Below are 25,317 nucleotides of genomic sequence, written 5' to 3'. Positions count from 1 at the left end.
TTCTCATCGGGTGCGGATGCACCGAAGTGAGTGGGAAAGCGAGGGTGATGGTGCTGATCGAGGGAGTGTCGGCTAGGCCGGTTCTGCTACCTCGTGCAGAAACACTGTAGCACCTTTGAAGTCGACGGCCAGCATGAGCGCTTCCCACGGGTTGGACGTGTTGCCCTCGACGAGGTCTGCCGCGAGCACCCGCTGGGAGGGGTCGCTGGACAGGACGAGTATCGATGGGCCGGCACCGGAGACGACCGCAGCGTGCCCGCTCGCGCGCAGTACCTGGATGAGTTCGCTCGTCTCGGGCATCGCGCTCGCGCGGTAGTCCTGGTGCAGGCGGTCCTCGGTGGCCTCGAGCAGGAGCTCGGGGCTCTGGATGAGAGCCGCGATGAGCAGGGCCGACCGCGAGAGGTTGAAGACGGCATCCGCGTGGGGCACGGATTCTGGCTGCAGGCTCCGCGCGAGCGCGGTCGACATGGTCGCCGCGGGAACGAGGACCACCGGCGAGACGCCGCGGTGGACGATGAGCTTCTTGGCACGCGGGCCCTCTGGCGTCATCCACGCGATCGTGAGCCCGCCGAAGATCGCGGGTGCAACGTTGTCCGGGTGACCCTCGAGCTCAGTGGCGAGCGTCAGAAGGTCGTCGGAGTCAAGCTCGACGACGCCCTCGAGCAGGCCCTTGGCGGCCATGATGCCGGAGACGATCGCGGCCCCAGAGGAACCGAGGCCGCGTCCGTGCGGGATCGAGTTCTTCGCCACCAGGTGCAGGCCGGGCATCGGGATCGAGTAGTGGTCGAACGCGTGCTTGATGGAACGCACGACGAGGTTGGTCTCGTCGGTCGGGACTTCGCCCTCGCCGACTCCGTGGACATCCACGTGAACGCCCGACTCGGTGGCCGTGACCTCGAGCTCGTCGTAGAGCGCGAGCGCGAGACCCAGCGTGTCGAAGCCGGGGCCGAGGTTGGCCGAGGTCGCGGGGACGCGGACGGTGACCGTGCGTCCGACGAGGTCGGTCATTGTGCGACCAGACCGAGGACCGAGGCAACCTCCGCCGTGTCGACCGGGACGATCGTCGGGGTGACGTCGTCGCCGCTCGCGGTACGAAGTGCCCACTGCGGATCCTTGAGGCCGTGGCCGGTGACCGTCAGCACGACGGTCGCCCCACGCGGGATCTGGCCGGCCTCGGCGCGCTCGAGGAGGCCCGCGACACTGATGGCGGAGGCCGGCTCCACGAAGATGCCGACCTCAGCGGAGAGGATGCGGTGCGCCTCGAGGATCTTCTCGTCGGTGATCGCGCCGAAGTAGCCGTCGCTGTTGTCCCGGGCTGCGAGCGCGAGCTCCCAGCTGGCCGGGTTGCCGATGCGGATGGCCGAGGCGATCGTGTCGGGATTCTTGACGATCTCGCCCGCGACGATGGGTGCGCTACCCGCGGCCTGGAAGCCGAACATCCGCGGCATCCGCGTCGTTGCGCCTACCGCGAGCTCCTCGGTGTACCCGCGGTGGTAGGCGGTGTAGTTGCCCGCGTTGCCGACGGGCACGAAGTGGAAGTCCGGAGCATCCCCGAGAACCTCGACAACCTCGAACGCTGCTGTCTTCTGGCCCTCGATGCGGTCGTTGTTGACCGAGTTGACGAGGTGGACCGGGTAGTGCTCGGCAAGCTCACGAGCGATCTCGAGACAGTCATCGAAGTTGCCCTGCAGCTGGATGAGCTGGCCGTTGTGGGCGATGGCCTGGCTGAGCTTGCCCATTGCGATCTTGCCCTCGGGAACGAGGACGGCCGCGGTGATGCCGGCGTGGGCCGCGTACGCGGCCGCGGAGGCCGACGTGTTGCCCGTCGAGGCGCAGATGATCGCCTTCGCGCCGTGCTCGACGGCCTTGGAGACAGCCATCGTCATGCCGCGGTCCTTGAAGGAGCCCGTGGGGTTCATCCCCTCGAACTTGACCCAGACGTTGGCACCGGTGCGGCGATTCAGGGCAGGAGCCGGGATGAGCGGCGTTCCGCCCTCGCCGAGCGTGATGATCGGGGTCGCATCGGAGATGTCGAGACGGTCGGCATATTCGCGGAGTACTCCGCGCCACTGGTGAGCCACGTTCTGGTTATCCTTCAACTCGCAGGACGGATACGACGCTGGAGACGACAGGACTCGCCGCAAGCGATGCCACGGTAGCGGCGAGCGAAGATTCGAGCGCCTCGTGCGTGACTATGACAAGGGTAGCGGTGGGCTGCTGGCCCTCCTGACCGCCGGCCACCGATTGGGACACCGCTTCGACGGAGACACTGCGCTCACTGAAGGCCTTCGCGATAGTCGCGAGGACGCCCGGTTCGTCCGCGACCTGCAGGGTCACCTGGTAGCGGGTGGTTGCGCTCGAGATCGGCAGGACGGGCAGGTTGGCGTGGGTCGACTCGGCAACACCCGGGCCTCCGGCGACGTGGCGGCGAGCCGCCGACACGACGTCGCCGAGCACCGCTGATGCAGTCTGCACTCCCCCGGCCCCCGCACCGTAGAACATGAGGCTGCCCGCTGCCTCGGCCTCCACGAATACGGCGTTGTTGGCCCCGTGGACGGCAGCGAGCGGGTGACTCAGCGGAACCAGCGCGGGGTGGACACGAGCGGAGACTCCCTCGACCCCGTCAGTGTCGACGCGCTCGCACACCGCGAGGAGCTTCACGACGTACCCGGCTTCGCGAGCCGAGATGACCTGCTCGCGAGTAACGGCCGTGATGCCCTCGCGGTAGACGGCATCGAGGGGAACGGTCGTGTGGAACGCGAGGCTCGAGAGGATGGCTGCCTTCGCGGCCGCGTCGAAACCCTCGATGTCGGCCGTCGGGTCGGCCTCCGCGTATCCGAGCGCGGTCGCCTCGGCGAGAGCCTCCTCGAGGGTGTCCCCCTCGGTGTCCATGCGGTCGAGGATGTAGTTGGTTGTTCCGTTGACGATGCCGAGAATGCGTTTGACCCGGTCACCGGCAAGGCTGTCGCGGAGCGGGCGGATGATCGGAATCGCGCCGCCCACCGCCGCTTCGTAGTACAGCTGAGCGCCGACCTGCTCCGCCGCCTCGAAGAGCTCTGGACCGTAGCTCGCGAGCACCGCCTTGTTGGCGGTGATCACGTCGGCGCCGGAGTTGAGGGCCTTCAGGATGTAGCTGCGTGCCGGCTCGATGCCCCCGATGAGCTCGACAACGATGTCGGCACCGAGGATGAGGGAGTCGGCGTCGGTGGTGATCAGCTCACGCGGGATGTTGGTGTCGCGCGCAGCATCCGGATTGCGGACTGCTACACCGACGAGCTCGAGGCCGGCACCGGCGCGCGCCGCGAGCTCCTCGCCGTGCTCGAGCAGCAGTGCTGCGACCTGGGATCCGACGGATCCACCGCCCAGTACGGCCACTCGGAGGTTGCGGTATTCGATCACAGTTCTTCTCCAGGTCGTAGTGCGACATCGCGCGACAACAGGTCAGCTTCGGTCTCGCCACGCACGATGAGTCGCGCGCGGCCGTCCAGGACGGCCACCACCGGCGGCCTCCCCAGGTAGTTGTAGTTGCTCGCCATCGCCCAGCCATAGGCGCCCGTCGCGGGAATCGCCAGCAGGTCGCCGGGCGAGACATCGCCGGGGAGGTACTCGGCGTGCACGAGGATGTCGCCAGACTCGCAGTGCTTTCCCGCGACTCGCACGAGCACGGGCTCCGCAGCGGAGGCCCGGTTCACGATGCGGGCGGAGTAGTCGGCGCCGTAGAGCGCAGGTCGGATGTTGTCGCTCATTCCGCCGTCGACCGAGACGTACTTGCGCACGGCGCTCGAGGGCTCCGCCTGCTCGGTGTCGCCTGAGAGCGTCACCTCGACGTCCTTGATGGTGCCGACCTCGTACAGCGTCGTCGTCGACGGGCCGATCACGGAACGCCCGGGCTCGATGGCCACGAGCGGAATCGGAACACCGAACTCGCGGGCCCCCTCAGCGACGATGTCGGCGAAGCGGCGAGCGATCTCCTCGACGTCAAGGGGCTCATCCACCGAGGTGTAGGCGATGCCGAAGCCCCCGCCGAGGTTCAGTTCGGGCACGTCACCACCCTCGAGCAGTTGCGAGTGGAGGGTGAAGAGGCGGTGCGCTGCCTCGGCGAAGCCGTCCGACTCGAAGATCTGCGACCCGATGTGGGAGTGGAGGCCGAGGAAGGAGAGTTCGGGGTGGGAGCGGATCTGGGCGACGACGGCCGCGGCATCCGCGAGCGGAATGCCGAACTTCTGGTCCTCGCGAGCGGTGGCGAGGTACTCGTGCGTCGAGGCGTGCACACCACTGTTGATGCGCAGGCGGACCGGCTGAACACGACCGTGGCGGGCTGCGGCGTCGGCAACCCTCTCGATCTCCAGAACGCTGTCGATGACGATGGCCCCGATACCCACCGAGACGGCCCGATCGATCTCGGCGCGGCTCTTGTTGTTGCCGTGGAGGCCCAGTCGCGACGGCTCGACACCGGCCGCGAGTGCGACAGCGAGTTCACCGCCGCTCGCGACGTCGATGTTGAGCCCCTCCTCCGTCACCCAGCGTGCGATCTCGACGGAGAGGAACGCCTTGCCCGCGTAGTAGACCTTGGCCGCTCCCCCGACGCGGGCGAACTCGCGATCGAACGACGAGCGGATGCGTGCGGCGCGGGAACGGGCATCCGCCTCGTCCACGACGTACACGGGTGTGCCGAACTCGGACACGATGGCGGATGCCGCAACCCCCGCGATCACGAGTTCGCCGGAGTCATCACGGCTCGCGTTCTGCGACCAGACTGCAGGCGGCAGCGCGTTGGCGTCGACGGGGGCGCGCAGCCATGACGGCGCAAGCGGGTTGCTGGACACGATGACCTCACGGTGTGGGCGATCTGGTGAGGCGAGCGGACCCGGATTGGTCCCTGAAGCCGACACCAGTGTACCGGGCGGGGAACGAGCGCTTGCGGGTGTTACGGGCAGGTGCCGGTCTCGAGGAGTGCCGGATCGCCGAGGGCGACGCCGTCGCCCGTGACCCGCACCACGAGATCCGAACCGACCACGGAGACCTCGGAGAGGGTGAGGGCTTTCGGCAGCGACTCCGCGACACAGAAGACCTGCGACCGCAGGAGCGACCCGGCGATCCCCGACACGAGCGGGTTCGACCGCAGGTCGTCGACCGAGATCTCCTGCTGCTCGAGGGTGATCGTCTCGGGCCGGAACGCGATCCCTCCCGCATCGGCGGAGGGCGCGAGATCGATGGAGATCGGAACGCTGAACAGCAGGAGGTCCACGGTCGTATCGACGGTGATCAGGCCGTTGCCGAGGGTGATGGAGTCTAGTTCGATGCCGCTCAGGTAGGTCGAGAGCCTCTGCACGCTCGACGCCGGGATCGTGAGCACGATGTCGAGGTTCTCGGTGGGCTGCGACTCGTCGAGGGGAACACCCGATGCGGTCACGGTCGCGGATCCCGAGATCTCGCCGATGGTGAGTTCCGGGATCCCCACGACGATCTCCGTCATGCGTCCGGAGATGGCCTGGAGCAGGACCGGGCCGCCCCCGACCTCGACGTCGAGCGGTGTTGCCGGATCGACGGGGAGCGCCTCGATGACGCGATCCCGGATGTAACCCTCGGCGTACTGGCGAGCGAGGGTCTCCCCCACGATCGCAGCCACCGCGAGCAGCGCGACCACGATGAACAAGCCGATCACCCAGCCCAGCCAGCGCCGCTTGCGTCGGGGTGGTTCCTCGACGAGGAGCACCTGCGTCGTCGCGGAGGCGGATCCTGTGGGCTGGAGGGGCTCTGTCACGTCACATCCGGTCCGGAGCGCTCACGCCGAGCAGGCCTAGCGCATTGTTGAGCACCTGCCCGACCGCATCGTTGAGCCAGAGCCTCGTGCGATGCACGTCGGTGATCGCCTCGTCGCCCTGCGGGGTCACCCGGCAGCTCGAATACCAGCTGTGGTAGGCCCCGGCGAGCTCCTCCGCATAGCGGGCGACGCGATGCGGCTCACGCAGCTCGGCGGCCTGTTTCACGACGCGCGGGAATTCGGCGAGGATGCCGAGCAGCACACTCTCCGACTCGTGGTCGAGGAGCCCCGCGTCGAAAGCGGAGCGGTCGACACCGTACTCCGCGGCGTTGCGGGCCACCGAGTGGGTGCGAGCGTGCGCGTACTGCACGTAGAACACGGGGTTGTCGGGCGTGTGCTTGCCCCACAGCTCGAGGTCGATGTCCACCTGCGAGTCGATCGAGCTGCGCACGAGTGCGTACCGACCCGCATCCACTCCCACTGCCTCGACGAGATCCTCAAGGGTGACGACCGTGCCTGCCCGCTTCGACATGCGCACCGGCTCACCATCACGCACGAGGTTGACGAGCTGGCCGATGAGGATCTCGAGGTTGACGTACGGCTCATCGCCGAACGCCTTCGTCATCGCCATGAGGCGCTGCACGTAGCCGTGGTGGTCGGCGCCGAGCATGATCAGGTTGCGCTCGAAGCCTCGCTCACGCTTGTTGAGGTAGTAGGCGAGGTCACCCGAGATGTACCCGGCCTCGCCGTCGGACTTGATGACGACGCGATCCTTGTCGTCGCCGTAGTCCGTCGACCGGAACCACGTGGCGCCATCGGCCTCGTAGATCGCGCCGAGGTCGCGCAGGCGATCGATCGCGCGCTCTACCGCACCGGATTCGTGCAATTCGTTCTCGTGGAAGTAGACGTCGAAATCGACACCGAACTCGTGGAGGCTCGCCTTGATGTCCCCGAACATGAGCTCGACGCCCACCGCGCGGAAGACCTCCTGCTGCTCATCACGCGGGATGTGGAACAGGTCCCCGGGGTAGTCGGCGATCACACGGGCGGCGATGTCCGAGATGTAGTCGCCGCCGTAACCGTCCTCGGGAGCAGGCTCGCCGAGCCAGCTCGCGAGCAGGCTGCGCGCGAAGCGGTCGATCTGCGCACCGTGGTCGTTGAAGTAGTACTCGCGCGTGACGAGGCCACCCTGGGCCTGGAAGATGCGGGCGAGGCTGTCGCCGACGGCTGCCCAGCGCACTCCCCCGATGTGGATCGGCCCCGTCGGGTTGGCCGAGACGAACTCGAGGTTGATCGTGACACCCTGGTAGAGGTCCCCGCGCCCGTACTCTGCGCCCGCCTCGACGATCGTGCGCGCGAGGGCGCCAGCAGCGGCCGCATCGAGGGTGATGTTGATGAAACCCGGGCCGGCGACATCCACCGCGGCGATCCCGGGGATGGCACGCGCCTGCACGGCGATCTCCTCGGCGAGCTCACGGGGGTTCACACCGAGCGGCTTGGCGAGCTTCATCGCGATGTTGCTCGCCCAGTCGCCGTGGTCGCGGTTGCGCGGGCGTTCGAGGACGACGTCCGCGACGGTCAGCTCGATGGACTGGCCTCGGCCCTCGACGACACCCTGGACGACGGACAACAGGGCGGACGACAGATCGGCGGGATTCACGATCCCCAAGAGTACCCGGGGTGGCATGGGAGTACCGGCACAGTCCGGCGCGGGCAACGGCCCTGCCGGTCTGCGCGGGGTCACAATGTGACCATGCGAACGCACCGCACAACTCTGGCCCTGGCGACGACACTTCTCAGCGTGATCGCGCTGGCCGCATGCGTGCAGGACCCCGGGATGCCCACCCCCACGCCGACCGCAACGCGGAGCTCGACTCCCTCCCCTGCTCCCACCGAGTCCTCTCCGACGCCGACGCCGAATCCGACCCCCGAGATCATCCCGTTCGCCGTGGACTGCTCGAGCCTGATCGACCCGGACACGATGTACGCATTCGATCCGAACTTCTCACCCTTGGGTGCGTTCACGCCGGATGCTGGCTCCCTCGCCGCCGACGCACAGGCCGCTGGCGGCACCGTCTGCAGATGGGTTCACGACACCAACGGCGTCACGATCGACGTGTCGGTGGCGGATCTCCCGTCGGATGTCGCCAGCTCACGCATCGCGACGCTCGACGCCGCGGGTTCCTCGGTCGGCGACTACGGTGCCCGCGGTTACTTCTCCGTCGCTGGCGGCCTCGGGCAGGCGCAGGCGTTCCCCTCGCACTACTGGGTGTCGATCGTGTCGCCGATCTTCGCCGCACCCGGCGACGCCGGTGCGCTCATGGGCGACGTCACTGCTGCACTGCCCTAGGGGCGTCAGCCCAGCTGCACCAGCTGGAGGCCGTCGTCGAACGGAAGGTCGTCGACGACGGCGAGCACCGACATCGACGTGAGCGTGAGATCAGCACCGTGATTGGTCAGGAACGCGATGTCCGCTGCGTCGCGGCCGGTCGAGATGCGCAACATGCTCTGGCGCGGCGCCAGGTGCGTGGCATCCACGAGCCACCACTGGCCGTCGACATGGGCCTCGACGACCGCGTGGAAGTCCATCGGCTCAAGGCCGGGAGCGTAGACGGCCACCATCCGGGCGGGCACGTCGAGCGCTCGAAGGAGGGCGATCACGAGGTGCGCGTAGTCACGGCAGACCCCTCGGCCTGCAGCGAGGGTCTGGACGGCGCCGTCCGTGGGCTCGCTCGATCCCGAGACGTAGCTGAGGCGTGCGCTGACCCAGCGCACCACGGCCGCCAGGAGGTTGTGACCCGTGAGGCCCCAGAACTCGGAACGCGCGACCGCGCTGAGGCTGTCGGACTGGCAGTAACGGCTCGGGCGGAGGTAGGTGATGAGCTCGAGCTCGTCGACGGGGGCGGGGGTCGCGCGACCCTCCACCTCCACGCGGTAGTCGACGGACATGGTGCCGGCGCCGCTCTCGAAACTGTGCAGGCGGCTGCCGTTCGGGTCGACGATCTCGGTAACATCGGGGGTCTGGTCGCCGATCGAGAAGTCGAGCGTCTCGTGGACGACGGATGCGCCACGCGCGACTCCGACATCGAACACGAGGTCGGTTCGGCCGGCCAGTTCGATGTCCAGATGGACGGAGACGCTGCGGATCATGGTTCGATCCTCGCATGCGGTCACTCGATCATTCGCGCTGGTACTGTTGAGGCGTCCCTTTGCCCCCATAGCTCAGGGGATAGAGCGTCTGCCTCCGGAGCAGAAGGCCGCAGGTTCAAATCCTGCTGGGGGCACTGAAATGAAAAGCGCTCCGCCACATGGCGGGGCGCTTTTCATTTCAGCACCCCAGTTCGGACGCGAACCTGCTCGTGGGCGCGCTGGAGCTGGGAGCGAAGGCCATTTCTGGCCTTCGCCGCGACGCCAGCGCCGACGGCCGTCTCGGCCGTCGGTCAAGTGGAGGCCCCCGCCTCCTACCGCTCTTCGTCGGTGAGGTTTCGATACGCCGGGCTTCGCCGCGGCTACTCAACCCACAGAGGGGGCCTTCCCGAACCGCGCACGCAGGAACGGCAGCAGCAGGATGACACCGCTCACGATCGCCGTGATACCGCCGATCTGACGGAACACGGTGAGCTCCAACAGGCTGAAGCCGCGCACGAACGCGTACACCGCCACGAAGATGAGGACAACGGAGATCAGTCTCGCCTGGCCCGGGGTCACCCCGCTCCACAGGTAGACCGCGAGCACCGCTGCGATCGATCCGACGAAGACCGCATCCGCGACGGGCGCACTTGCCGCCCCGAAGACGAGGAACAATCCGACGACGATGGCCGCGATGGACACGATGAGCTTGATGGTCGTGCCCACCGTCGAATCGGGCTTGCGCTCTGCCATCCCTAGGCCTTCGCTGCGGCCGCGAGCGTGCGCCCGACGGTGAACAGGAGCACGAGGTCGAGAATGCCGACCGCGATGAGCGTGATGCCGAAGAACACGGCGTACGCGATCGTGACGCCGTCAGCGAAGAGGATGACGAGCACGCCGGCGAGCGCGATGAGGATGCCGATCACGATCGAGAGGGCGCTGCCGTTGCCGCGCGCGGTGTCGATCAGGGTGGCTACTCCCTCGAAGATCCAGGAGATGCCCACGAGGATCACGATGAACACGGCAGTCTCGAAGGGATTGCGGATGACGATCACGCCCGCGGCGAGAATCACGGCGCCCAGGATGAAGTTGGCGACCTTGCCGCCCCCGTTCAGCTCCTTGTCGGTGAAGCCCTGGACGACGCGCACGATTCCGAGGATCACGAAGTAGATGCCGAGGATCACGGCGAGGATGTTGATCGTGGACTGCGGCCAGACGAGCACCAGCACGCCCAGGATGAGGGCGACGGCCGCACGGATTCCCCAGACGATCCGGGTCTGCCGGAAGAGGCTCGTGAGCTCACTCGTAGTCGATGACATTGCGTCCTGCTTTCCTCGATGACTCGGTCGTGCTGGGCTGCGGAGCCCGCTGCATCGCACAGGCTACTCCGAGAGGTGCCCCGAGAGCGGTTGTGACGCAACAAAGTTTCACTACAACGTTCCGTGGCCGGGCGTCGTCTTCTTCAGTGTGAGCACACTTACGGTTGACTCGTCGAGTTGCCCGACCGAGACCAGGAGCGTCAGCGTGGCCAGTCCCAGCCGGAGCCCAGAGTGGGAGCACGTCCTGACGCAGCTGGTACGGGAGCGGGGGGACGCTCTGACCACCTACGCGTACCTGATCTCGGGGAGCCGGGATGACGCATCCGATCTCGTGCAGGATGCCCTCGTGAAGACGTTCGGACGTCTCCGCAACGGCTTCACCGTCGCGAGTGCGGAGGCGTACGTCCGCCGAGCCATCCTGAACACGTATCTCGACGCCGGACGCCGCAGGACGCGCTGGCGCAAGATCGCGCACCTCCAGGTCACCCCCGAGATCGATGAGGCGCGCGATACCGAGGTGCAGTCGAGGGTGGACCTCCAGGCTCAACTCATGAGGCTCCGTCCCCGTGAGCGCGCGTGTGTTGTGCTGCGGTACTACGAGGACCTCAAGGTCGACGACATCGCGGAGTGGCTGGGGATCAGCGCGGGTGCGGTCAAGCGATACCTGAGCGATGGTCTCGCTCGACTGGCTGTCTCGCTGAGCGACGAGGAGGGCGATCGTGACTGAGAACGACGGCATGCGCGATGAGAACGACCTGCGGAGGCTGCTGGCCGAGACCGACGCCCCGCACACTGTCGACGCCGACGCGGTGATCGCCAGGGCCAGGCGCCGCCGCGTTCCCCAGCAGGTCGCCGCGGGCGCCCTCGGTGTGCTGGCACTGGTGGGTGTCGGCGTCCTGGCCGTGAACGTGTCCTCACTGACACAGTCCACGTCGACGGTCGCGGAGCAGGGCTCGCTGAGCGACGAGGCACCGCTGGAGAGCTCAGACGAAATGGCCCCGATGAAGCGCCTCGGCGCCGAGTCCCTCAACACGTGCGGTGAGGCGGCCGCCAGCCCTGAGCCGAGCGAGTACGGTCTGGAGCTCGCGGTGCAGTTCCCGCCGGCCGCTTCGTCGACGTCCGCCTTGATCGACGGAACCGTCACCATGACCAACACCTCTGACGAGGCCGTATCGGGTCTGACCGTGATCGGCCCGACCGTGACAGTGTCGCGGGGGGACCTCGTGGTCGCGCTCGGAGTACCCACGGAGTACGAGATGACGATGGTGGAGCTGCAACCGGGCGAGACGGTGGCGTACGCGGCATCCTTCGTTCCGGTGCTCTGCTCGACTGGGGAGGATGTCGCGACCGCTGCCGCGCTGCCCGCCGGCGACTACGACGTCTCGGCCGCAGTGGACTTCACCCCCGCAGTCGGGACCGTCGATCCGCCCCTCCCCGATCTCGTCACGGGACCCCGGTCACAGATAACCCTTCAGTAGCGCCCCTTAGGATCTCGGGTACTGCCGACGTCGAAGGAGCTATCGGATGTTCTCACGCTGGAGTGCCGCTGCCGCGCTTGCCGTCGGGGCTTTCGCGGGCATAGCCGGGGCAGTCGTCGCCCCTGTGGCCGCCTTCGCGGAGGATCCGCTCCTGTTGGAGGGCGCCTACGTCGTCGACACCGCAGGAGTGCTCGGCGGCGATGATGAACCCCGCATCACCGCCGCACTCGATTCGTTGTACGACAACACGGGGATGCAGCTCTATGTCGTCTACGTGCGGGGATTCACCGGTGCAGCGGACCCCGTCGTCTGGGCAGACACGACGGCCGTGAGCAACGGGCTCGGGGCCAACGACATCCTGCTGGCCGTCGGCACGGACACGCGCCAGTACGCGATCTCGGTCGACGAGGCGAACCCGCTCACCGACGAACAGCTCGACCAGCTCGAGGTCGACGTCGAGCGCGAGCTGCGCTACGACCGGTGGACGGAGGCCGCGATCGCGGCATCCGAGTCGATCACCCGCTCCATTCGGGGCACCATCCCGGCTCCCGGCTCCGGCACCGACGGCGTGCCGATCCTGCCGATCGTGGGCGGAGTGGCCGTTGTCGGAATCGGCGCCTTCGTGATCTACAGGTTGCGGCGGCGCGGACACGAGGATGCCACCACCACCGCTGCGCCTGAGTCGATGACCCAGAAACAGCTCGACACCCGCGCCGGAAGCCTCCTCGTCCAGCTGGACGATTCGCTCAAGACCAGCGAGCAGGAGCTCGGCTTCGCCGTTGCCCAGTTCGGGGATAAGGCCACGAAGGAGTTCACGGAGGCGTTCGCCACGGCGAGCAACAACGTGAAGGAGGCCTTCACGATCAAGCAGCGGCTGGATGACGCCGAGCCCGAGTCCGACACAGATCGCCGTTCGCTCACCCTCCGCATTATCGAGCTGTGCGAGCAGGCCGATGCGGAGCTCGACAGCCAGGCGGACGCTTTCGACGCCCTGCGCGAACTGGAGAAGAATGCTCCCGCCGCACTCGACGAGGTCGTCGCCTCGGCGTCCGCGACCCGGGAGAGGCTTGCCTCGGCGGGGGCGACGCTCGCGTCCCTCACGTCGACCTACGCCGGCTCCGCGGTCGGTCCTGTGGCCGGCAACGTGACACAGGCGGGCAAGCTCCTCGACTTCGCGGACACGACAGTTGCCTCGGCGCGAGGGTCGATCGCCGCGGGCAGGGCGAGCGATGCCGCCATCGCGCTGCGGTCCGCGCAATCCTCGGTCGGACAGGCATCACAGCTGCTGGAGGCCATCGACGCGCGTCGGGCCGACCTGGATGCCGCGAACTCCTCGCTCGACGCACTGTTGGCCGACACCGCGCAGGACATCGCCGCGGCCCGCGCGCTGCCAGCGGACGCGGCATCCGCCCGGCTCGAGCCCTCGCTGGCTGCGGCAGAGGCCGCGCTCGCCGCGGCCCAAGCGGGTCGGACGGACCCCGTCACCGCCGTTGCGCGACTGAGCGAGGCGAACCTGGCGCTCGAGACGGTGTTCACCGGCGTGCAGCAGGAGCAGGCGAGGATCGTCACGGCGGCAGCCCAGCTCGAGGCGGCTGTGGACGCCGCGCGAGCTCAACTCTCCTCCACAAACGAGTTCATCACCACGCGTCGCGGCGCGATCGGCGAATCCGCACGGACGCGGGCCAACGAGGCCGACCGCCACCTCCAGCAGGCCATAGCGCTGCGGACCTCGGACCCGATCGCAGCCCTCGCCGAGGCACAGCGGGCGAACGACCTCGCGAGTTCGGCGTTCGCGCTCGCCAACAGCGAGGTGAACCGACACTCCTCGGCCGTGAACTACGGCGGATCGTCGTGGGCGGGCGGTTCGGATGGCGCAGACCTGGGCGGCATCCTCGGTGGTCTCGTCGAGGGGATGCTGCGCTCCGGCAGTGTTCCCCGCAGGAGCAGCTCCTACCGCAGCTCGTCGCCGTCCCGCAGCTCACGCTCGACGTCGTTCGGCGGCAGCTCCCGCAGCTCGCGGAGCTCCAGCCGGAGCAGTGGTGGCCGCCGCAGTCGCGGCGGTAGGTTCTAAACAGGCTCTCGACCGACTCGATCACCGAAGTTCGACCCTCAACGAAAGGCACGGCTCATGGCCAAGCAATCCATCCTCGGACGCATCACCCAGCTGCTCAAGGCGAACATCAACTCGCTCATCGACCAGGCCGAGGACCCGCAGCTGCTGCTCGACCAGCTCGTGCGGGACTACACGAACTCGATCGCCGAGGCCGAGAGCGCCGTCGCGCAGACGATCGGCAACCTCCGCCTTATGGAGCAGGACCACGCCGAGGATGTCGCGGCCGCCGCCGATTGGGGCCGCAAGGCACTCGCCGCGAGCGCGAAGGCCGACGAGCTGCGCACCGCTGGGAACGCTGCGGACGCCGACAAGTTCGACAACCTGGCTCGCGTCGCGATCGGCAAGCAGGTGTCCGCGGAGAACGAGGCGAAGTCGGCCGAGCCGACCATCGCGTCCCAGACGACCGTCGTCGAGCAGCTCAAGAAGGGTCTCGACGGCATGCGGGCCAAGCTCTCGGAGCTCACGTCGAAGCGCGACGAGCTCGTTGCACGCGCCAAGACGGCAGCGGCCCAGCAGCAGGTCCACGAGGCCATCGGCTCCATCGATCTGCTCGACCCGACCAGCGAGATCAGTCGTTTCGAGGACAAGATCCGCCGCGAGGAGGCCAAGGTCCTCGGGCAGCAGGAGCTCGCGGCATCCAGCCTCGACGCCCAGTTCGAGGTCCTCGAGGACCTCGATGCGCAGGTCGAGATCGACGCCCGTCTGGCCGCCCTGAAATCGGGTGCCGCCCCCAAGGCGGTCACGGCCGGCGAGTAACGGTGGCGGCATCGTTCCTGGTTGTCCCGCAGTGGCAGGGCTCCGGGTCCTCACGCGCCATGCGGCTCGTCGACGGCGCCGAGGCGATCCGCGGTGACCTGCCGAGTGCGTCAACACACGATGTGGAAATCCCTCTCGAGGCTGGCGACGCCCAGGGCACGGGAGTGCTCAGGCTCTCCTCGATCGCCATCGTCAGGGACCGGGTCACCGAGCAGATCGGCAGGCTCCCCTCCCCCGTCATCACGATCGGGGGCGACTGCGGTGTCGAGATCGGTGCCGTCGGTTCGATAGCGAATCCGGATGTCGCGGTCGTCTGGTTCGACGCGCACCCCGACCTCAACACCCCCGAGTCCAGCCCCTCTGGGGCTTTCGGCGGAATGGTGCTGCGCACCCTCCTCGGCGAGGGTGCGAGCGAGCTTGTCCCGCCGAACCCGCTTGAGCCATCCCAGATCGTTCTGGCCGGGGTGAGGTCGTTCGACGAAGCCGAGGACGAGTACCTCGCAGAGTCGGGCATCCCGGTGCTCGCACCAGCGGATGTCACGGCCGAACGACTCGTCGCCGCCGTCGAAGCCACGGGCGCTGCATCCGTCTACATCCACGTCGATCTCGACGTGCTGGATCCGGCCGACATCGAGGGGCTCGCCGCACCGCAGCCCTTCGGGGTCCGCGCCACGGCGCTCGTCGAGTCGATCCGCGCGCTGACGACTCGTTTCTCGCTCGCTGGGGCCGGGATCGCCGCCTTCGCACCCGCGAGCGTGGATGCCGCCTCGAGCGACATGTCGACCGTGCTGAGGATCATCGCCGCACTCACCGCACGTCCGTCCTAGTGGGACGGGAGCCACGACTCTAGGCTGAAGCCATGGCACACGTGGATGAGTACGACGTCGTGGTGATCGGGGCGGGCGCCGTTGGCGAGAATGTCGCGGACCGTGCGGTGCAGGGCGGACTGACCGCGGTGCTCATCGATAGCGAGCTCGTGGGCGGAGAATGCTCGTATTGGGCGTGTATGCCGTCGAAGGCATTGATTCGCAGCGGGCTCGCATTGCGTGCAGCCCAGCGGCTCGAGGGCGCGCGGGAGGCCGTGACCGGAGAACTCGATGTGCAGGCGGTCCTGGCCCGACGCACGAGGATCACGCACGACTGGGATGACTCGAGCCAGGTGAAGTGGGTGGAGAGCGCTGGTATCGCACTCATCCGAGGTCACGCCCGCATCACCGCCGAGAAGGAGCTGACCGTCACTGCTGCCGACGGCACGAGCCGCACGGTTCGCGCACGCCACGCCGTGGTCGTGAGCACGGGCTCCGACCCTTTGCTGCCGGACATTCCCGGCCTCCTCGACGCGAACCCCTGGACGCCGAGGGATGCCACGAGCGCTCGCACCGCCCCGGACTCGCTCGCGATCATCGGCGGCGGTGTCGTCGCCGTTGAGATGGCGACCGCCTATGCGAGTTTCGGCACGACCGTCACGATCTTCGCGCGCAGCGGGCTGCTCACCAATCAGGAGGACTTCGCTGGCGAGCTCGTGGGCGAAGGGCTCCGCGACCTCGGTGTCGATGTTCGCAGGGCTTCACCAACTCGCGTGGAGCGTACGGATGCCGGCATCGTGATCCACTCCGACGGCGACACGGTGACGGCGACGGAAGTGCTCGTGGCCACCGGGCGGGTTCCGCGAACGACCGACCTCGGGCTGGAGACCGTCGGTCTCACGCCGGGCGATTGGATCACCGTGGATGACACGATGCGGGTGCCCGGTATCGACTGGCTCTACGCCACGGGCGACGTCAACCACCGCGCACTGCTCACGCACCAGGGCAAGTACCAGGCGAGGGCCGCGGGCGATGTCATCGCGGCGCGCGCGAAGGGCGAACCGGTGGATGACGCGCCCTGGGGTCGGCACGTGGCCACGGCCGATCACTCCGCAGTGCCGCAGGTGACGTTCTCCGACCCGGAGGTGGCATCCGTCGGCATCACCTCGGCCGAGGCCGCGAAGCAGGGTCTCGACGTGCGCGTCGTCGACTACGACATCTCGTGGGTCGCCGGCGCGACAATCCAGGCCGACCACTACCGCGGCAAGGCCCGGATGATCGTCGACGAGAAGCGACGTGTCATCCTTGGCGTCACCTTCGTCGGACAGGATGTGAGCGAGCTCCTGCAGTCCGCGACCTTCGCGATCGTGGGCGAAATCCCGATCGAGCGGCTCTGGCACGGCGTACCCGCCTACCCCACCCTGAGCGAGATCTGGCTCAGGCTTCTCGAGACCTACGGCCGGGATTCGTGACGGTACGGGGTGGCCTCGTTCGATTGAGCAGGGTGCGCTGGCTTCGCGCCGTGCTGCTCAGCCCCGTGATCGCACGACCCGGCTACTGGTTCGCCACCGCGAGCGGTTTCGTGTGGGGTGCGATCCTCAGCCGTTTCAGGATCTCGCGGCAGGGCGGCGTCATCGTGGCTCGTGGGATGCCCACCTGGGCCTTCGGTCGGGGTGGCACGACCATCGGCGCGGTCTACCTGACCTCCACGACCGTGTCAGACTCGGTACTCGAGCACGAGGCCGTGCACCGGGCGCAATGGCGCAGGTACGGGCTCGCCTTCGTCCCGCTGTACGTCATGGCCGGGCAGAACCCGCTGGCGAATCGGTTCGAGATCGAAGCGGGATTGAAGAAGGGTGGGTACGTGTGACGCGCATCGCAGTCATCACAGGAGCGAGCTCCGGCATCGGCGCGGTTGCCGCACGGCGGCTCTCCGAGCAGGGACTCGAGGTCGTCGTGGTCGGCCGTAATCCGGAGCGCACTGCCTCCGTCGCCGCCGGGATCGGTGCACGATCCTTCCTCGCGGACTACGACAGTCTCGACTCGGTGCGTGAGCTCGCGGCATCCCTCGCGGCGGAGTACCCCCGCATCGATGTTCTCGCCAACAACGCCGGGGGCCTCATCCACCAGCGGGGACGCTCGGCCGACGGGTACGAGCGGACGATCCAGCACAACCACCTCGCCCCGTTCCTGCTCACGAACCTCCTGCTCCCCCAGCTCGAGGGCGGCCGTGTCATCGGCACGGCGAGCGTCGCCAACCGCTTTGGCAACCTGCGGCTCGACGACCTCCAGTGGGAGCGTCGGCCGTGGCTCGGCGGATGGCGAGCCTACGGCACGAGCAAGATCGCGACCATCGTCTTCGCGCGCGAGCTCGCGGCGCGGACGGGCATCGACTCGTACTCGTTCCATCCAGGTTTCGTGGAGACGAGCTTCGGCGCGGAGTCCCCGCTCATGAAACTCGGCAACAAGGTCACACCGGGCAGGCTGTCGATCAGCCCGGAAGAAGGCGCAGCACCGCTCATCGCGCTGGCAGCGCCCGATGTGGTGCCAGCGATCAACGGAACGTATTTCGACCGCCTCAAGCCGAACGGAATCGTGCACCGCAGCGGGCTCGCGCCCGGCGTTGGCGAGGGCCTCTGGGCCGAGTCTGCACGACTCGTCGGGCTCGGCTGACTCAGTTCGAGCTGAGGAGGCGGGCCTGTCCGTCCGACGCGATCCACGCGTAGACGGTGCTCTCCGTGAAGGCGGAGACCGGGAGCATCTCGCTCAGCCACGCGTCCACCGACCGGCGGAGCTGCTGCCCGCGGTCGCGCACGAGCCACGTGATCGTGAAGCGTCCGGGAGCATCGAGCACCTCGACGTCCGAGGCGGATTGCACCTCGACGAAGACCTGCCCGCGGGCCGAAGCCGGAAGCGTGGCGAGCATGGCGCGCATCTCGGGGATGGCGGTCTCGTCGCCCGCGAGGAGCAGGCGATGAGCAGCGGTCGGCTGCCAGGAGGCGGGAAGGGTGGTGGTCATTGCCGTTCCAGTATAGGCATGCCTTACCTAAACAAACAGGCCTCCCAGCCAACCCGCAGCGTGCACATGAGTCATTCTCGATATGCTGAGGTCATGTCACTACAGCGCCTCGTCCCCGTGACCGTCGTCGTGCTGCTCACGGCATCGCTCGCCGCCTGCACGTCCGATGCCCCAGCGTCCACCCCGATTCCCACTGCGGTAACCTCAGCATCCGCGACGCCATCTCCCACACCGACACCGAGCGCAATCGCGCTCACCTGCGAGTCGCTGCTCGGGCCCGAACTCTGGGCCACAGCGGCCGACACCCTTGCAGGCCGGGACTACCTCGACAAGATCAGGAATGAGGGTTCACCCGTAGCCCTCTTCGAGGAGTACGGCGGAGTGGTGTGCGCCGTTGCGGCAGGAGACGAGATCGGCGCCTTCTATGCCGCATCCCCCATCGACGCCGATGCGCAAGCGGTGCAGGAGGAGCGCCTTCTCTCGGAGAGCTACGTGGCCTCGTCCGTGGATCGGGGGACGCTCTACACCGACGTCTCCGGCCGGCAGCCACCGGGACTGGACTACTTCTTCCGCGACGGCAACTGGTGGATGGCCAGCAGCCCGGACAGCCTGACGGCGATCGTCGCCAACTGGCCCGGGGCCTAGCGGGCAGCTACCACTGCGGTGGATGGCGCCGCTGCCAGCGGAGGCGCCGCTCCAGCTGGACTCCGAGGGACAGCAGAACGTCCTCACCGCCGGGGCGGCCGATGAGCTGGACGCCCATGGGGAGACCTTTCGCCGTCTGGTGAACGGGGAGCACGATCGCGGGCAGGCCCGCGACGTTCACGAAGCTCGTCCATGGCGTGTACTCCACCTGCTGGTCGAAGTTGCGCTCGCCGTCCTCTGAGTACCACCCGACCGGGCGCGGTGTCATCGCGAGCGCCGGCGTGAGCACTGCATCGAACGGTGCGAACTGACGGATGACCCGGCGCTCGTACCCCGCAAGCCAGGCGAGCGCCTCGGCCAACCGCCGTGCTCCCAGCGCGCGACCCTGCTCCACGAGCCATCGCGTGAGGGGCTCCAGCAACTCGAGCCGATCACCCTCGACGGGAATCCCGGCTGCGGATGCCTGCCAGATGACCTTGAAGTGCTCTCCGTAGGGCTCCGGGTCGAGCGCGAAGTCGTCCAGTCCGTGGCCGATGGCCGCGAGCTCCGTGGTCGCGACGGCGAGGGCATCCGTCGCCTCCTGGGAGATCCGGATGTCGTGGCTGGCGTCCCACGGCGAACTCGTCATCACGCCCACCTGGTACCGGCCCTCGCCACGCACGGCGGCGCCGAGCCACGGCCCTTCGTCCCACGTCGGCGGGCCGACGGACCAGGGCGACGGCCCGGCAATCGCGTCGAGCAGCAGTCCGACGTCGCCGACGCTCCGGCCGATTGCTCCGTACGCGACCAGGCCCGCGAGGCTCGTGAACCCCGAGCCGGACGGCACTCGACCGCGTGAGGGTTTGAGTCCCACGAGCCCGGTGGCGGCGGCCGGGATCCGGATCGACCCACCGCCGTCCGAGGCCGGGGCGAACGGGAGCAGACCAGCCGAGACGGCGACGGCCGCTCCCCCGCTGCTGCCGCCAGCGCCCAGCGAGAGGTCCCACGGGGTGCGGGTCGGGGCACTCACGAGCGACTCCGTGTACGACGAGAGCCCGAATTCTGGTGTGGCCGTCTTGCCGAGGCTCACCGAACCGGCATCCTCGAGGGCCGTCACGATCTCGTCGGAGATGTCGGGCACAACGTGTTCGAAGGCGCGCGACCCGTATGTGGTGCGTGTTCCGGCCGTCGCCCAGAGATCCTTGAGACCCAAGGGCATGCCCCAGAGTGCTGCGGCGTGCGGTGAATCCGCCTGCACCCGGTGCGCCCGGTCGAGCGCGGCGTCCGCCGTGACGGTCACGAACGCACCCAGGTCGCCGTCGATGCGGTCGATCCGTTCGAGGTAGTGCTCGGTGAGTTCCACGGGGGTGAGGTCACCGCGACGGAGCAGGTCGAGCTGTTCGACGGCGCTGAGGTGGTGGAGTTCGAGCACCATCCGAGCCTAGGTGTTGACATCCGCGAATAGACCTGCTTAGTTAGTTACTCAAGTAACTAACCCAAGAACCGAGAGGAGGTGCGATGGACGATTCACGTCCGATCTTCACGCAGATCGCGGAACAGATCGAGAACGACATCATCGCCGGCGGCCTCGCCGAGGAGGCCCAGGTGCCCTCCACCAACGAGTTCGCCGCGTTCTACCGCATCAACCCCGCTACAGCCCTCAAAGGAGTCAGCCTGCTCGTGGACAACGGGATTCTCTACAAGAAGCGCGGCATCGGGATGTTCGTTGCCGCGGGAGCCCGCAACAGGCTCATCGGCAAGCGCCGCGACCAGTTCCGTGCTGACTTCGTGCAGCCGCTGGTGACCGAAGCACGCAAGCTCGGCATCGCGCCGGGCGAGCTCACCGACATGATTCGAAAGGAACACAACGCATGACCAGCCCCGTGATCGAGGTGACAGGACTCACTCGCCGGTTCGGCTCACTCGCCGCCGTTGACGACGTCACCTTCACCATCGACGAGAACAAGATCTACGGCCTGCTCGGTCGCAACGGAGCAGGCAAGACGACACTCATGCAGCTGCTCACCGGGCAGGACTTCGCCACGTCCGGCACGATCCGAGTGTTCGGCGAGTCCCCCGTCGAGAACGCCCGGGTGCTCCAGCGCACGTCGTTCATCAAGGAAAGCCAGAAGTACCCGGATGACTTCCGCGTCAAGCACGTCTTCCGCAGCGCACCGTGGTTCTTCGCCAACTGGGACGCCGAGTACGCCGAGCGCCTCATCGAGGACTTCCGCCTGCCGACCCAGCAGCGCATCAAGAAGCTCTCACGCGGTGAGCTGTCGTCGATCGGAGTGATCGTCGGGCTCGCCTCACGCGCACCGCTGACCTTTTTCGACGAGCCCTACCTGGGCCTCGATGCCGTTGCCCGGCAGACCTTCTACGACAGGTTGCTCGAGGACTACGCGGAGCACCCGCGCACGATCATCCTCTCGACACACCTGATCGACGAGGTCGCGAACCTGCTCGAGCACGTCCTCGTGATCGACAACGGTCGCATCATCATCGACCAGAACGCCGACGAGCTCCGTGGCACCGCCACCGCAGTCGTGGGCACCACATCGGCAGTCGACCGGTTCATCGGCTCCCGTGAGGTGCTCCAGCGCGACACCATCGGCGGGCTCGCCTCCGTCACGATCGCCGGGCTGAGTGCGGAGGATCGCGCGGCAGCCCAAGCAGCGGGGCTCGAGCTGTCGCCCGTCTCACTGCAGCAACTCATCGTCAGAAGGACCAACACCTCCGAGAAGGATCTGGAGCACAGCGCATGAACACCCTCAGCATCCCCCAGCCCCTGAGCACCGGCCGCCGCATCCTCAATGTGCTCAAGCTCAACACGGTCAATCCGTGGACGGCCATCGTCATGCCCTGGATGATCCTCGGCTTCATCTTCCTGGTGAACTACCTCATCTGGTGGATCATCTTCAGCGCCGCGGGTGCCCAGAACGCGGCGAGTGTCGCCAAGGGCCTGCAGTACAGTGGCGCCTCCGGGTTCATCTTCATCTACATGATGATCGTGGCCATCCAGACGATCAATCTCACGTTCCCGCTCGCCCTCGGCTACGGGGTCACTCGACGTGATTTCTGGCTCGGCACATCGCTCACCAACGTGCTGCTCGCCGCCATGTTCTCGATTGGGCTGACGATCCTCTCCATCATCGAAACTGCGACGAACGGATGGGGCCTCGGCGGCCGCATGTTCACCGCGGTCTGGTTCGGTGAGACCTGGCCGGAGCGGCTGTTCGTGATCTTCACCCTGCTCCTGTTCTTCCTCTTCTTCGGTTCGGCGATCGCGACCGTCTACGTTCGGTGGAAGGCGAACGGCGTGTCAGCGTTCTTCATCGCGCTGACTCTCCTGCTCGTGGGTCTCGCCGCACTCGTGACGTTCACCGAGAGTTGGCCGGCCGTGGGCAACTTCTTCGTGACGTCCGGAGTGCAGGGGACGGTCGCCTGGTCCTATGTCGTCACGGTCATCGCCGCCGTGACGGGGTTCCTGTTCCTGCAGCGAGCAACCCCCAAGAGCTAGGAACGGTCTGACGGATGCCCGGCGAGGAGTGATTCCGCCGGGCATCCGTCACGTCCCGTCGCCCCGGCGCGAGATGATCGAGGAACGCACAGTAAGGAGACCCCGTGGGATACCTGTTCCTCGCCCTCGCCATCGCCGGTGAAGTCATCGCGACGACGTTCCTGAAGTTCACCTCCGGCGAGAAGGCGGTGTGGTGGGCCTACCCGATCGTGGGAATCGGTTACGTCTTCGCTTTCTTCATGCTGTCGCAGACGCTCTCGCGTGGTGTGCCCCTCGGCATCGCCTACGCGATCTGGGCCGGCGTGGGTGTCGTGCTCGTGGCGATCATCAGCTGGCTCGCGTTCGGAGAGCTACTCACCTGGCAGCAGATCGCCGGCATCGTGCTCGTGGTCGCGGGTGTGGCACTCCTGGAACTGGGCGGCAAGCACTAGCCGCTACTTGAGGGACTTCTGCATGAGCACAGTGCCGAGCCAGCGGTCGAACTTGAAACCGACCTTGCCCATGTGCCCGATCTCCTTGAAGCCGAAGTCCTTGTGGATCGCGATAGATGCCTCGGCACCCTTGTCGGCGATCACGGCGATGATCTCCTTGATGCCCGCCTTCTTCGAGCGGTCGATGAGCTCTCCGAGCAGCACCCGGCCAAGACCCTTCCCCGTCGAGGCCGGCCCGAGGTAGATCGAGTTCTCCACCGTGTAGCGGTAGGCCGCCTTTTCCTTCCACGGGTACACGTAGGCGTATCCGAGGAGCTGGCCGGAGGGGTTCTCCGCGACGATGAAGGGCATCTTCTTCTCGGTGACCTTGGCGAACTTGCGCTTGATCTCTGCGAGCGTCATCGGCGACTCGTCGAAGGTGACGGTGGAGTTCATGACGTAGTGGTTGTAGATCTCACGCACGTACGGGAGATCCTTGGCCGTGGCATCCCGCACGGTGTACTCGAACGGTGCCTCGGGCTTCGCGCCCGGGCGCAGGTGCGGGGGTAGGCGCCGGCGGGAGACGTATTCTTCCTCGAGCACGGACCTCTCCTCACCACCCAACCAGTGCAGTCGAGCCTACGGGGTCATGGGCTCGCTCAGGTCACATCCCGGCGCCACGTCGTGAACGCTCCAGCTACCGCGATCACGACGCCGTAGGCCGCGAGCACGAGGCCACCCTGCCACCATTCGAGAGCCTCCACGGTCGAGCTACCGACGCCGAGCGACGTGTACACGCTCGCGCCCACGAGCGCATCGCTCGCGGCCCCGGGCAGGAAGCGGCCGACCGCCGCCGTCCAGTCGATGAATGCAGTGCCGAAGCGCAGGATCGGCTCGAGGAACTGTGTGAACGCCAGCACGATGACGATCGACGCGATCTGGTTGGGAATGAGGGTTCCCAGCCCCACTCCGACGGCAGCCCAGAGACCCATGGCGAGTACGACGCGCGCCATGAGCAACCAGGTGTCCGAGACATCGAGCGCGGTCGGCACACCCGTGAACCCGAGCACCGGGGCACCCAGGCCGACGGATGCCACGAGCGCTGCAATCCCGTACACCGCTCCGGCGATGGCCAGCACGACCAGCTTGGCCCCGAGCACGACGCCCCGGCGCGGCTGCGCGAGGAACGTCGGCGTGAGCGTCTGGTAGCGGAACTCGCTCGTCACCGCGAGTGCCCCGAGGATGAGCGGGAAGACGTACCCGATCGCCGTGGCGGTGCTGTAGACGATGGGCGGCAGGACTTCTGCGGGCAGCTGGGGAGCGTCCGCCTGGCCGGGCTGCGCGCTGATCGCACCGAAGAGTCCCGCGAGTAGCGCTGCCGTGAACCCGACATACCCGACGAGGATGAGCAGGAGTACCCACCACAGTCGGACCGAGGTGAGCTTGAGGAGTTCCGACCTCAGGGCCGCGATCATGCTGCCGCTCCCGTCTCATCCGTGGATACGAGATCGAGGAAGGCGTCCTCGAGACCGGACTGCTGCGCTGCGAGGAGGGTCAGCGGGATTCCCGCGGCGAGCGCGAGGCGCCCGATCTCCTCGGGGGTCGCGCCGGTGACGATCAGGCCCGAATCGGTCGGGGTCGCCTCGAATCCCGCGACGGCGAGAGCCGCACGCAGCGAGCGCTGGTCTGTCGCGTCGACCCGCACCGCGCTCGTGCCCTCGAGTGAGGCAAGCGTTCCCTCGAAGACGGCTCGACCCTTCGAGATGATGATGACGCGGTCAACGCTCTGCTGCACCTCGGAGAGCACGTGCGACGAGACGAGCACCGTGCGGCCCTCTGCTGCTCGAGAGCGCAGGAATCCACGCATCCAGCGGATGCCCTCGGGGTCGAGCCCGTTCGTGGGCTCGTCGAGAACGAGCACACCCGGGTCACCGAGGAGGGCCGAGGCGAGCCCGAGCCGTTGGCGCATGCCCATGGAGTAGCCGCCGACGCGACGGTCCGCGTAGGGAGTGAGGCCGACGAGCCCGAGCACGAACTCGATCCTCGAAGCCGGAAGGGCTGCTGCGGCGGCGTAGACCTGCAGGTGCTTTCGCGCGCTGCGCCCGGGGTGGAAGCTCGAGGCCTCGAGGGCCGTGCCGACGGTGGCGAGCGGCCTCTCCAGGTCGCGGTAGGCGACCCCGCCGAATGTGGCGGTGCCACTGGTGGGTGTGACGAGACCGAGCAGCATCCGGAGGCTCGTGGTCTTGCCTGCGCCATTGGGGCCGAGGAAGCCGGTGACGACTCCCGGCTCGACCGTGAAGGTCAGGTCGCTGACCGCTGTGACCGCACCGAACGTCTTCGTCAGGCCCGAGAACTCAATAGTTGTTCTATCCGGCATAG

28 protein-coding genes and 1 tRNA gene are annotated in these 25,317 nt (G+C 67.5%); 15 read left to right on the top strand and 14 right to left on the bottom strand.

What is annotated here, in order from left to right; all coding sequences use genetic code 11:
• Positions 1–72: 72 nt before the first annotated feature.
• The 6 genes from thrB to argS all read right to left on the bottom strand — a co-directional run bounded on the left by thrB (position 73) and on the right by argS (position 7,424).
• Entirely contained in the window at positions 73–1,008 is a 936-nt protein-coding gene (gene thrB / locus HDC94_RS07485) for a homoserine kinase (RefSeq protein ID WP_179496327.1), read from the bottom strand.
• Positions 1,005–2,081: a threonine synthase gene (gene thrC / locus HDC94_RS07480; RefSeq protein ID WP_179496326.1), complete on the bottom strand. Its 1,077-nt coding sequence runs from the start codon at positions 2,079–2,081 to the stop codon at positions 1,005–1,007. Before thrC ends, thrB begins: the two co-directional genes overlap by 4 nt.
• A 7-nt stretch (positions 2,082–2,088) precedes the next feature.
• Positions 2,089–3,399 (bottom strand): homoserine dehydrogenase, encoded by a 1,311-nt coding sequence (locus tag HDC94_RS07475; RefSeq protein ID WP_179496325.1) that lies wholly within the window; start codon positions 3,397–3,399, stop codon positions 2,089–2,091.
• Complete coding sequence (gene lysA / locus HDC94_RS07470; RefSeq protein ID WP_179496324.1) at positions 3,396–4,826, bottom strand: diaminopimelate decarboxylase; 1,431 nt, start codon at positions 4,824–4,826, stop codon at positions 3,396–3,398. The genes HDC94_RS07475 and lysA overlap by 4 nt, the downstream gene beginning before the upstream one ends.
• A gap of 101 nt (positions 4,827–4,927) precedes the next feature.
• A complete protein-coding gene (locus HDC94_RS07465; RefSeq protein WP_179496323.1) occupies positions 4,928–5,764 on the bottom strand; it encodes an LmeA family phospholipid-binding protein in 837 nt (278 codons plus the stop codon).
• A gap of 1 nt (position 5,765) precedes the next feature.
• Positions 5,766–7,424: an arginine--tRNA ligase gene (argS, locus tag HDC94_RS07460; RefSeq protein ID WP_179496321.1), complete on the bottom strand. Its 1,659-nt coding sequence runs from the start codon at positions 7,422–7,424 to the stop codon at positions 5,766–5,768.
• Positions 7,425–7,517: 93 nt separating this feature from the next.
• On the opposite strand from argS, the gene HDC94_RS07455 reads away from it, so the two are divergent.
• Positions 7,518–8,114, top strand: a complete 597-nt coding sequence (locus HDC94_RS07455; protein ID WP_179496319.1) for an arginyl-tRNA synthetase — start codon at positions 7,518–7,520, stop codon at positions 8,112–8,114.
• A gap of 5 nt (positions 8,115–8,119) precedes the next feature.
• On the opposite strand, the gene HDC94_RS07450 is transcribed toward HDC94_RS07455, so the two are convergent.
• Complete coding sequence (locus HDC94_RS07450) at positions 8,120–8,914, bottom strand: transglutaminase family protein (protein WP_179496317.1); 795 nt, start codon at positions 8,912–8,914, stop codon at positions 8,120–8,122.
• 61 nt (positions 8,915–8,975) lie between these two features.
• Between HDC94_RS07450 and HDC94_RS07445 the strand changes: the two genes are divergently transcribed.
• Positions 8,976–9,048, top strand: a tRNA-Arg gene (locus HDC94_RS07445).
• 229 nt (positions 9,049–9,277) lie between these two features.
• Here HDC94_RS07445 and HDC94_RS07440 read toward each other — a convergent pair.
• The gene (locus HDC94_RS07440) at positions 9,278–9,646 is read right to left on the bottom strand and encodes a hypothetical protein (protein ID WP_179496315.1); all 369 of its coding nucleotides are present in this window, start codon (positions 9,644–9,646) and stop codon (positions 9,278–9,280) included.
• A 2-nt stretch (positions 9,647–9,648) separates the two neighbouring features.
• Positions 9,649–10,212, bottom strand: a complete 564-nt coding sequence (locus HDC94_RS07435; RefSeq protein WP_179496313.1) for an HdeD family acid-resistance protein — start codon at positions 10,210–10,212, stop codon at positions 9,649–9,651.
• Between the two features lie 205 nt (positions 10,213–10,417).
• Here HDC94_RS07435 and HDC94_RS07430 point away from each other — a divergent pair, with 205 nt between their 5' ends.
• From HDC94_RS07430 to HDC94_RS07395, 8 genes are read left to right on the top strand one after another with little or no spacing between them, the layout of a single operon-like run.
• Positions 10,418–10,939 carry a sigma-70 family RNA polymerase sigma factor gene (locus HDC94_RS07430; RefSeq protein ID WP_179496311.1) on the top strand — a complete coding sequence of 174 codons (522 nt, stop codon included), beginning with the start codon at positions 10,418–10,420 and terminating at the stop codon, positions 10,937–10,939.
• The gene (locus tag HDC94_RS07425) at positions 10,932–11,690 is read left to right on the top strand and encodes a hypothetical protein (protein WP_179496309.1); all 759 of its coding nucleotides are present in this window, start codon (positions 10,932–10,934) and stop codon (positions 11,688–11,690) included. The genes HDC94_RS07430 and HDC94_RS07425 overlap by 8 nt, the downstream gene beginning before the upstream one ends.
• Before the next feature lie 46 nt (positions 11,691–11,736).
• Entirely contained in the window at positions 11,737–13,761 is a 2,025-nt protein-coding gene (locus tag HDC94_RS07420; RefSeq protein WP_179496307.1) for a TPM domain-containing protein, read from the top strand.
• A gap of 57 nt (positions 13,762–13,818) precedes the next feature.
• The gene (locus tag HDC94_RS07415) at positions 13,819–14,559 is read left to right on the top strand and encodes a PspA/IM30 family protein (RefSeq protein ID WP_179496305.1); all 741 of its coding nucleotides are present in this window, start codon (positions 13,819–13,821) and stop codon (positions 14,557–14,559) included.
• A gap of 59 nt (positions 14,560–14,618) precedes the next feature.
• Entirely contained in the window at positions 14,619–15,386 is a 768-nt protein-coding gene (locus HDC94_RS07410) for an arginase family protein (RefSeq protein WP_179496303.1), read from the top strand.
• A 32-nt stretch (positions 15,387–15,418) separates the two neighbouring features.
• Entirely contained in the window at positions 15,419–16,837 is a 1,419-nt protein-coding gene (locus HDC94_RS07405) for an NAD(P)/FAD-dependent oxidoreductase (protein ID WP_179496301.1), read from the top strand.
• Between the two features lie 32 nt (positions 16,838–16,869).
• Positions 16,870–17,235 (top strand): hypothetical protein, encoded by a 366-nt coding sequence (locus HDC94_RS07400; RefSeq protein WP_179496299.1) that lies wholly within the window; start codon positions 16,870–16,872, stop codon positions 17,233–17,235.
• Positions 17,232–18,038 (top strand): SDR family NAD(P)-dependent oxidoreductase, encoded by an 807-nt coding sequence (locus HDC94_RS07395; RefSeq protein WP_179496297.1) that lies wholly within the window; start codon positions 17,232–17,234, stop codon positions 18,036–18,038. The genes HDC94_RS07400 and HDC94_RS07395 overlap by 4 nt, the downstream gene beginning before the upstream one ends.
• A gap of 1 nt (position 18,039) precedes the next feature.
• Here HDC94_RS07395 and HDC94_RS07390 read toward each other — a convergent pair whose 3' ends face one another.
• Positions 18,040–18,384 (bottom strand): siderophore-interacting protein, encoded by a 345-nt coding sequence (locus HDC94_RS07390; protein WP_179496295.1) that lies wholly within the window; start codon positions 18,382–18,384, stop codon positions 18,040–18,042.
• Between the two features lie 93 nt (positions 18,385–18,477).
• Between HDC94_RS07390 and HDC94_RS07385 the strand changes: the two genes are divergently transcribed.
• A complete protein-coding gene (locus HDC94_RS07385) occupies positions 18,478–19,029 on the top strand; it encodes a hypothetical protein (RefSeq protein WP_179496293.1) in 552 nt (183 codons plus the stop codon).
• Positions 19,030–19,036: 7 nt separating this feature from the next.
• Here HDC94_RS07385 and HDC94_RS07380 read toward each other — a convergent pair whose 3' ends face one another.
• On the bottom strand, positions 19,037–20,440 hold the full coding sequence (locus HDC94_RS07380; protein WP_179498911.1) for an amidase: 1,404 nt from the start codon (positions 20,438–20,440) through the stop codon (positions 19,037–19,039).
• An 86-nt stretch (positions 20,441–20,526) separates the two neighbouring features.
• On the opposite strand from HDC94_RS07380, the gene HDC94_RS07375 reads away from it, so the two are divergent.
• From HDC94_RS07375 to HDC94_RS07360, 4 genes are all read left to right on the top strand, one after another.
• Positions 20,527–20,883, top strand: coding sequence for a GntR family transcriptional regulator (locus HDC94_RS07375; RefSeq protein ID WP_179496291.1), 357 nt, complete (start codon positions 20,527–20,529; stop codon positions 20,881–20,883).
• The gene (locus tag HDC94_RS07370; RefSeq protein WP_179496289.1) at positions 20,880–21,773 is read left to right on the top strand and encodes an ABC transporter ATP-binding protein; all 894 of its coding nucleotides are present in this window, start codon (positions 20,880–20,882) and stop codon (positions 21,771–21,773) included. Before HDC94_RS07375 ends, HDC94_RS07370 begins: the two co-directional genes overlap by 4 nt.
• Complete coding sequence (locus HDC94_RS07365; RefSeq protein ID WP_179496288.1) at positions 21,770–22,528, top strand: ABC transporter permease; 759 nt, start codon at positions 21,770–21,772, stop codon at positions 22,526–22,528. Before HDC94_RS07370 ends, HDC94_RS07365 begins: the two co-directional genes overlap by 4 nt.
• 104 nt (positions 22,529–22,632) lie before the next feature.
• Positions 22,633–22,959 (top strand): multidrug efflux SMR transporter, encoded by a 327-nt coding sequence (locus HDC94_RS07360; RefSeq protein ID WP_179496286.1) that lies wholly within the window; start codon positions 22,633–22,635, stop codon positions 22,957–22,959.
• Between the two features lie 3 nt (positions 22,960–22,962).
• Here HDC94_RS07360 and HDC94_RS07355 read toward each other — a convergent pair whose 3' ends face one another.
• From HDC94_RS07355 to HDC94_RS07345, 3 genes are read right to left on the bottom strand one after another with little or no spacing between them, the layout of a single operon-like run.
• Positions 22,963–23,541 carry a GNAT family N-acetyltransferase gene (locus HDC94_RS07355; RefSeq protein WP_179496284.1) on the bottom strand — a complete coding sequence of 193 codons (579 nt, stop codon included), beginning with the start codon at positions 23,539–23,541 and terminating at the stop codon, positions 22,963–22,965.
• 56 nt (positions 23,542–23,597) lie between these two features.
• On the bottom strand, positions 23,598–24,413 hold the full coding sequence (locus HDC94_RS07350) for an ABC transporter permease (RefSeq protein WP_179496282.1): 816 nt from the start codon (positions 24,411–24,413) through the stop codon (positions 23,598–23,600).
• Positions 24,410–25,315 (bottom strand): ATP-binding cassette domain-containing protein, encoded by a 906-nt coding sequence (locus HDC94_RS07345; protein WP_179496280.1) that lies wholly within the window; start codon positions 25,313–25,315, stop codon positions 24,410–24,412. The genes HDC94_RS07350 and HDC94_RS07345 overlap by 4 nt, the downstream gene beginning before the upstream one ends.
• Positions 25,316–25,317 lie beyond the last annotated feature (2 nt).

Source organism: Leifsonia sp. AK011 (assembly GCF_013410945.1).
Taxonomy (GTDB): Bacteria; Actinomycetota; Actinomycetes; order Actinomycetales; family Microbacteriaceae; genus Rhodoglobus.
Note: the sequence above shows the minus strand (reverse complement) of the source record. Positions and strands in the feature narration are given on the sequence as shown.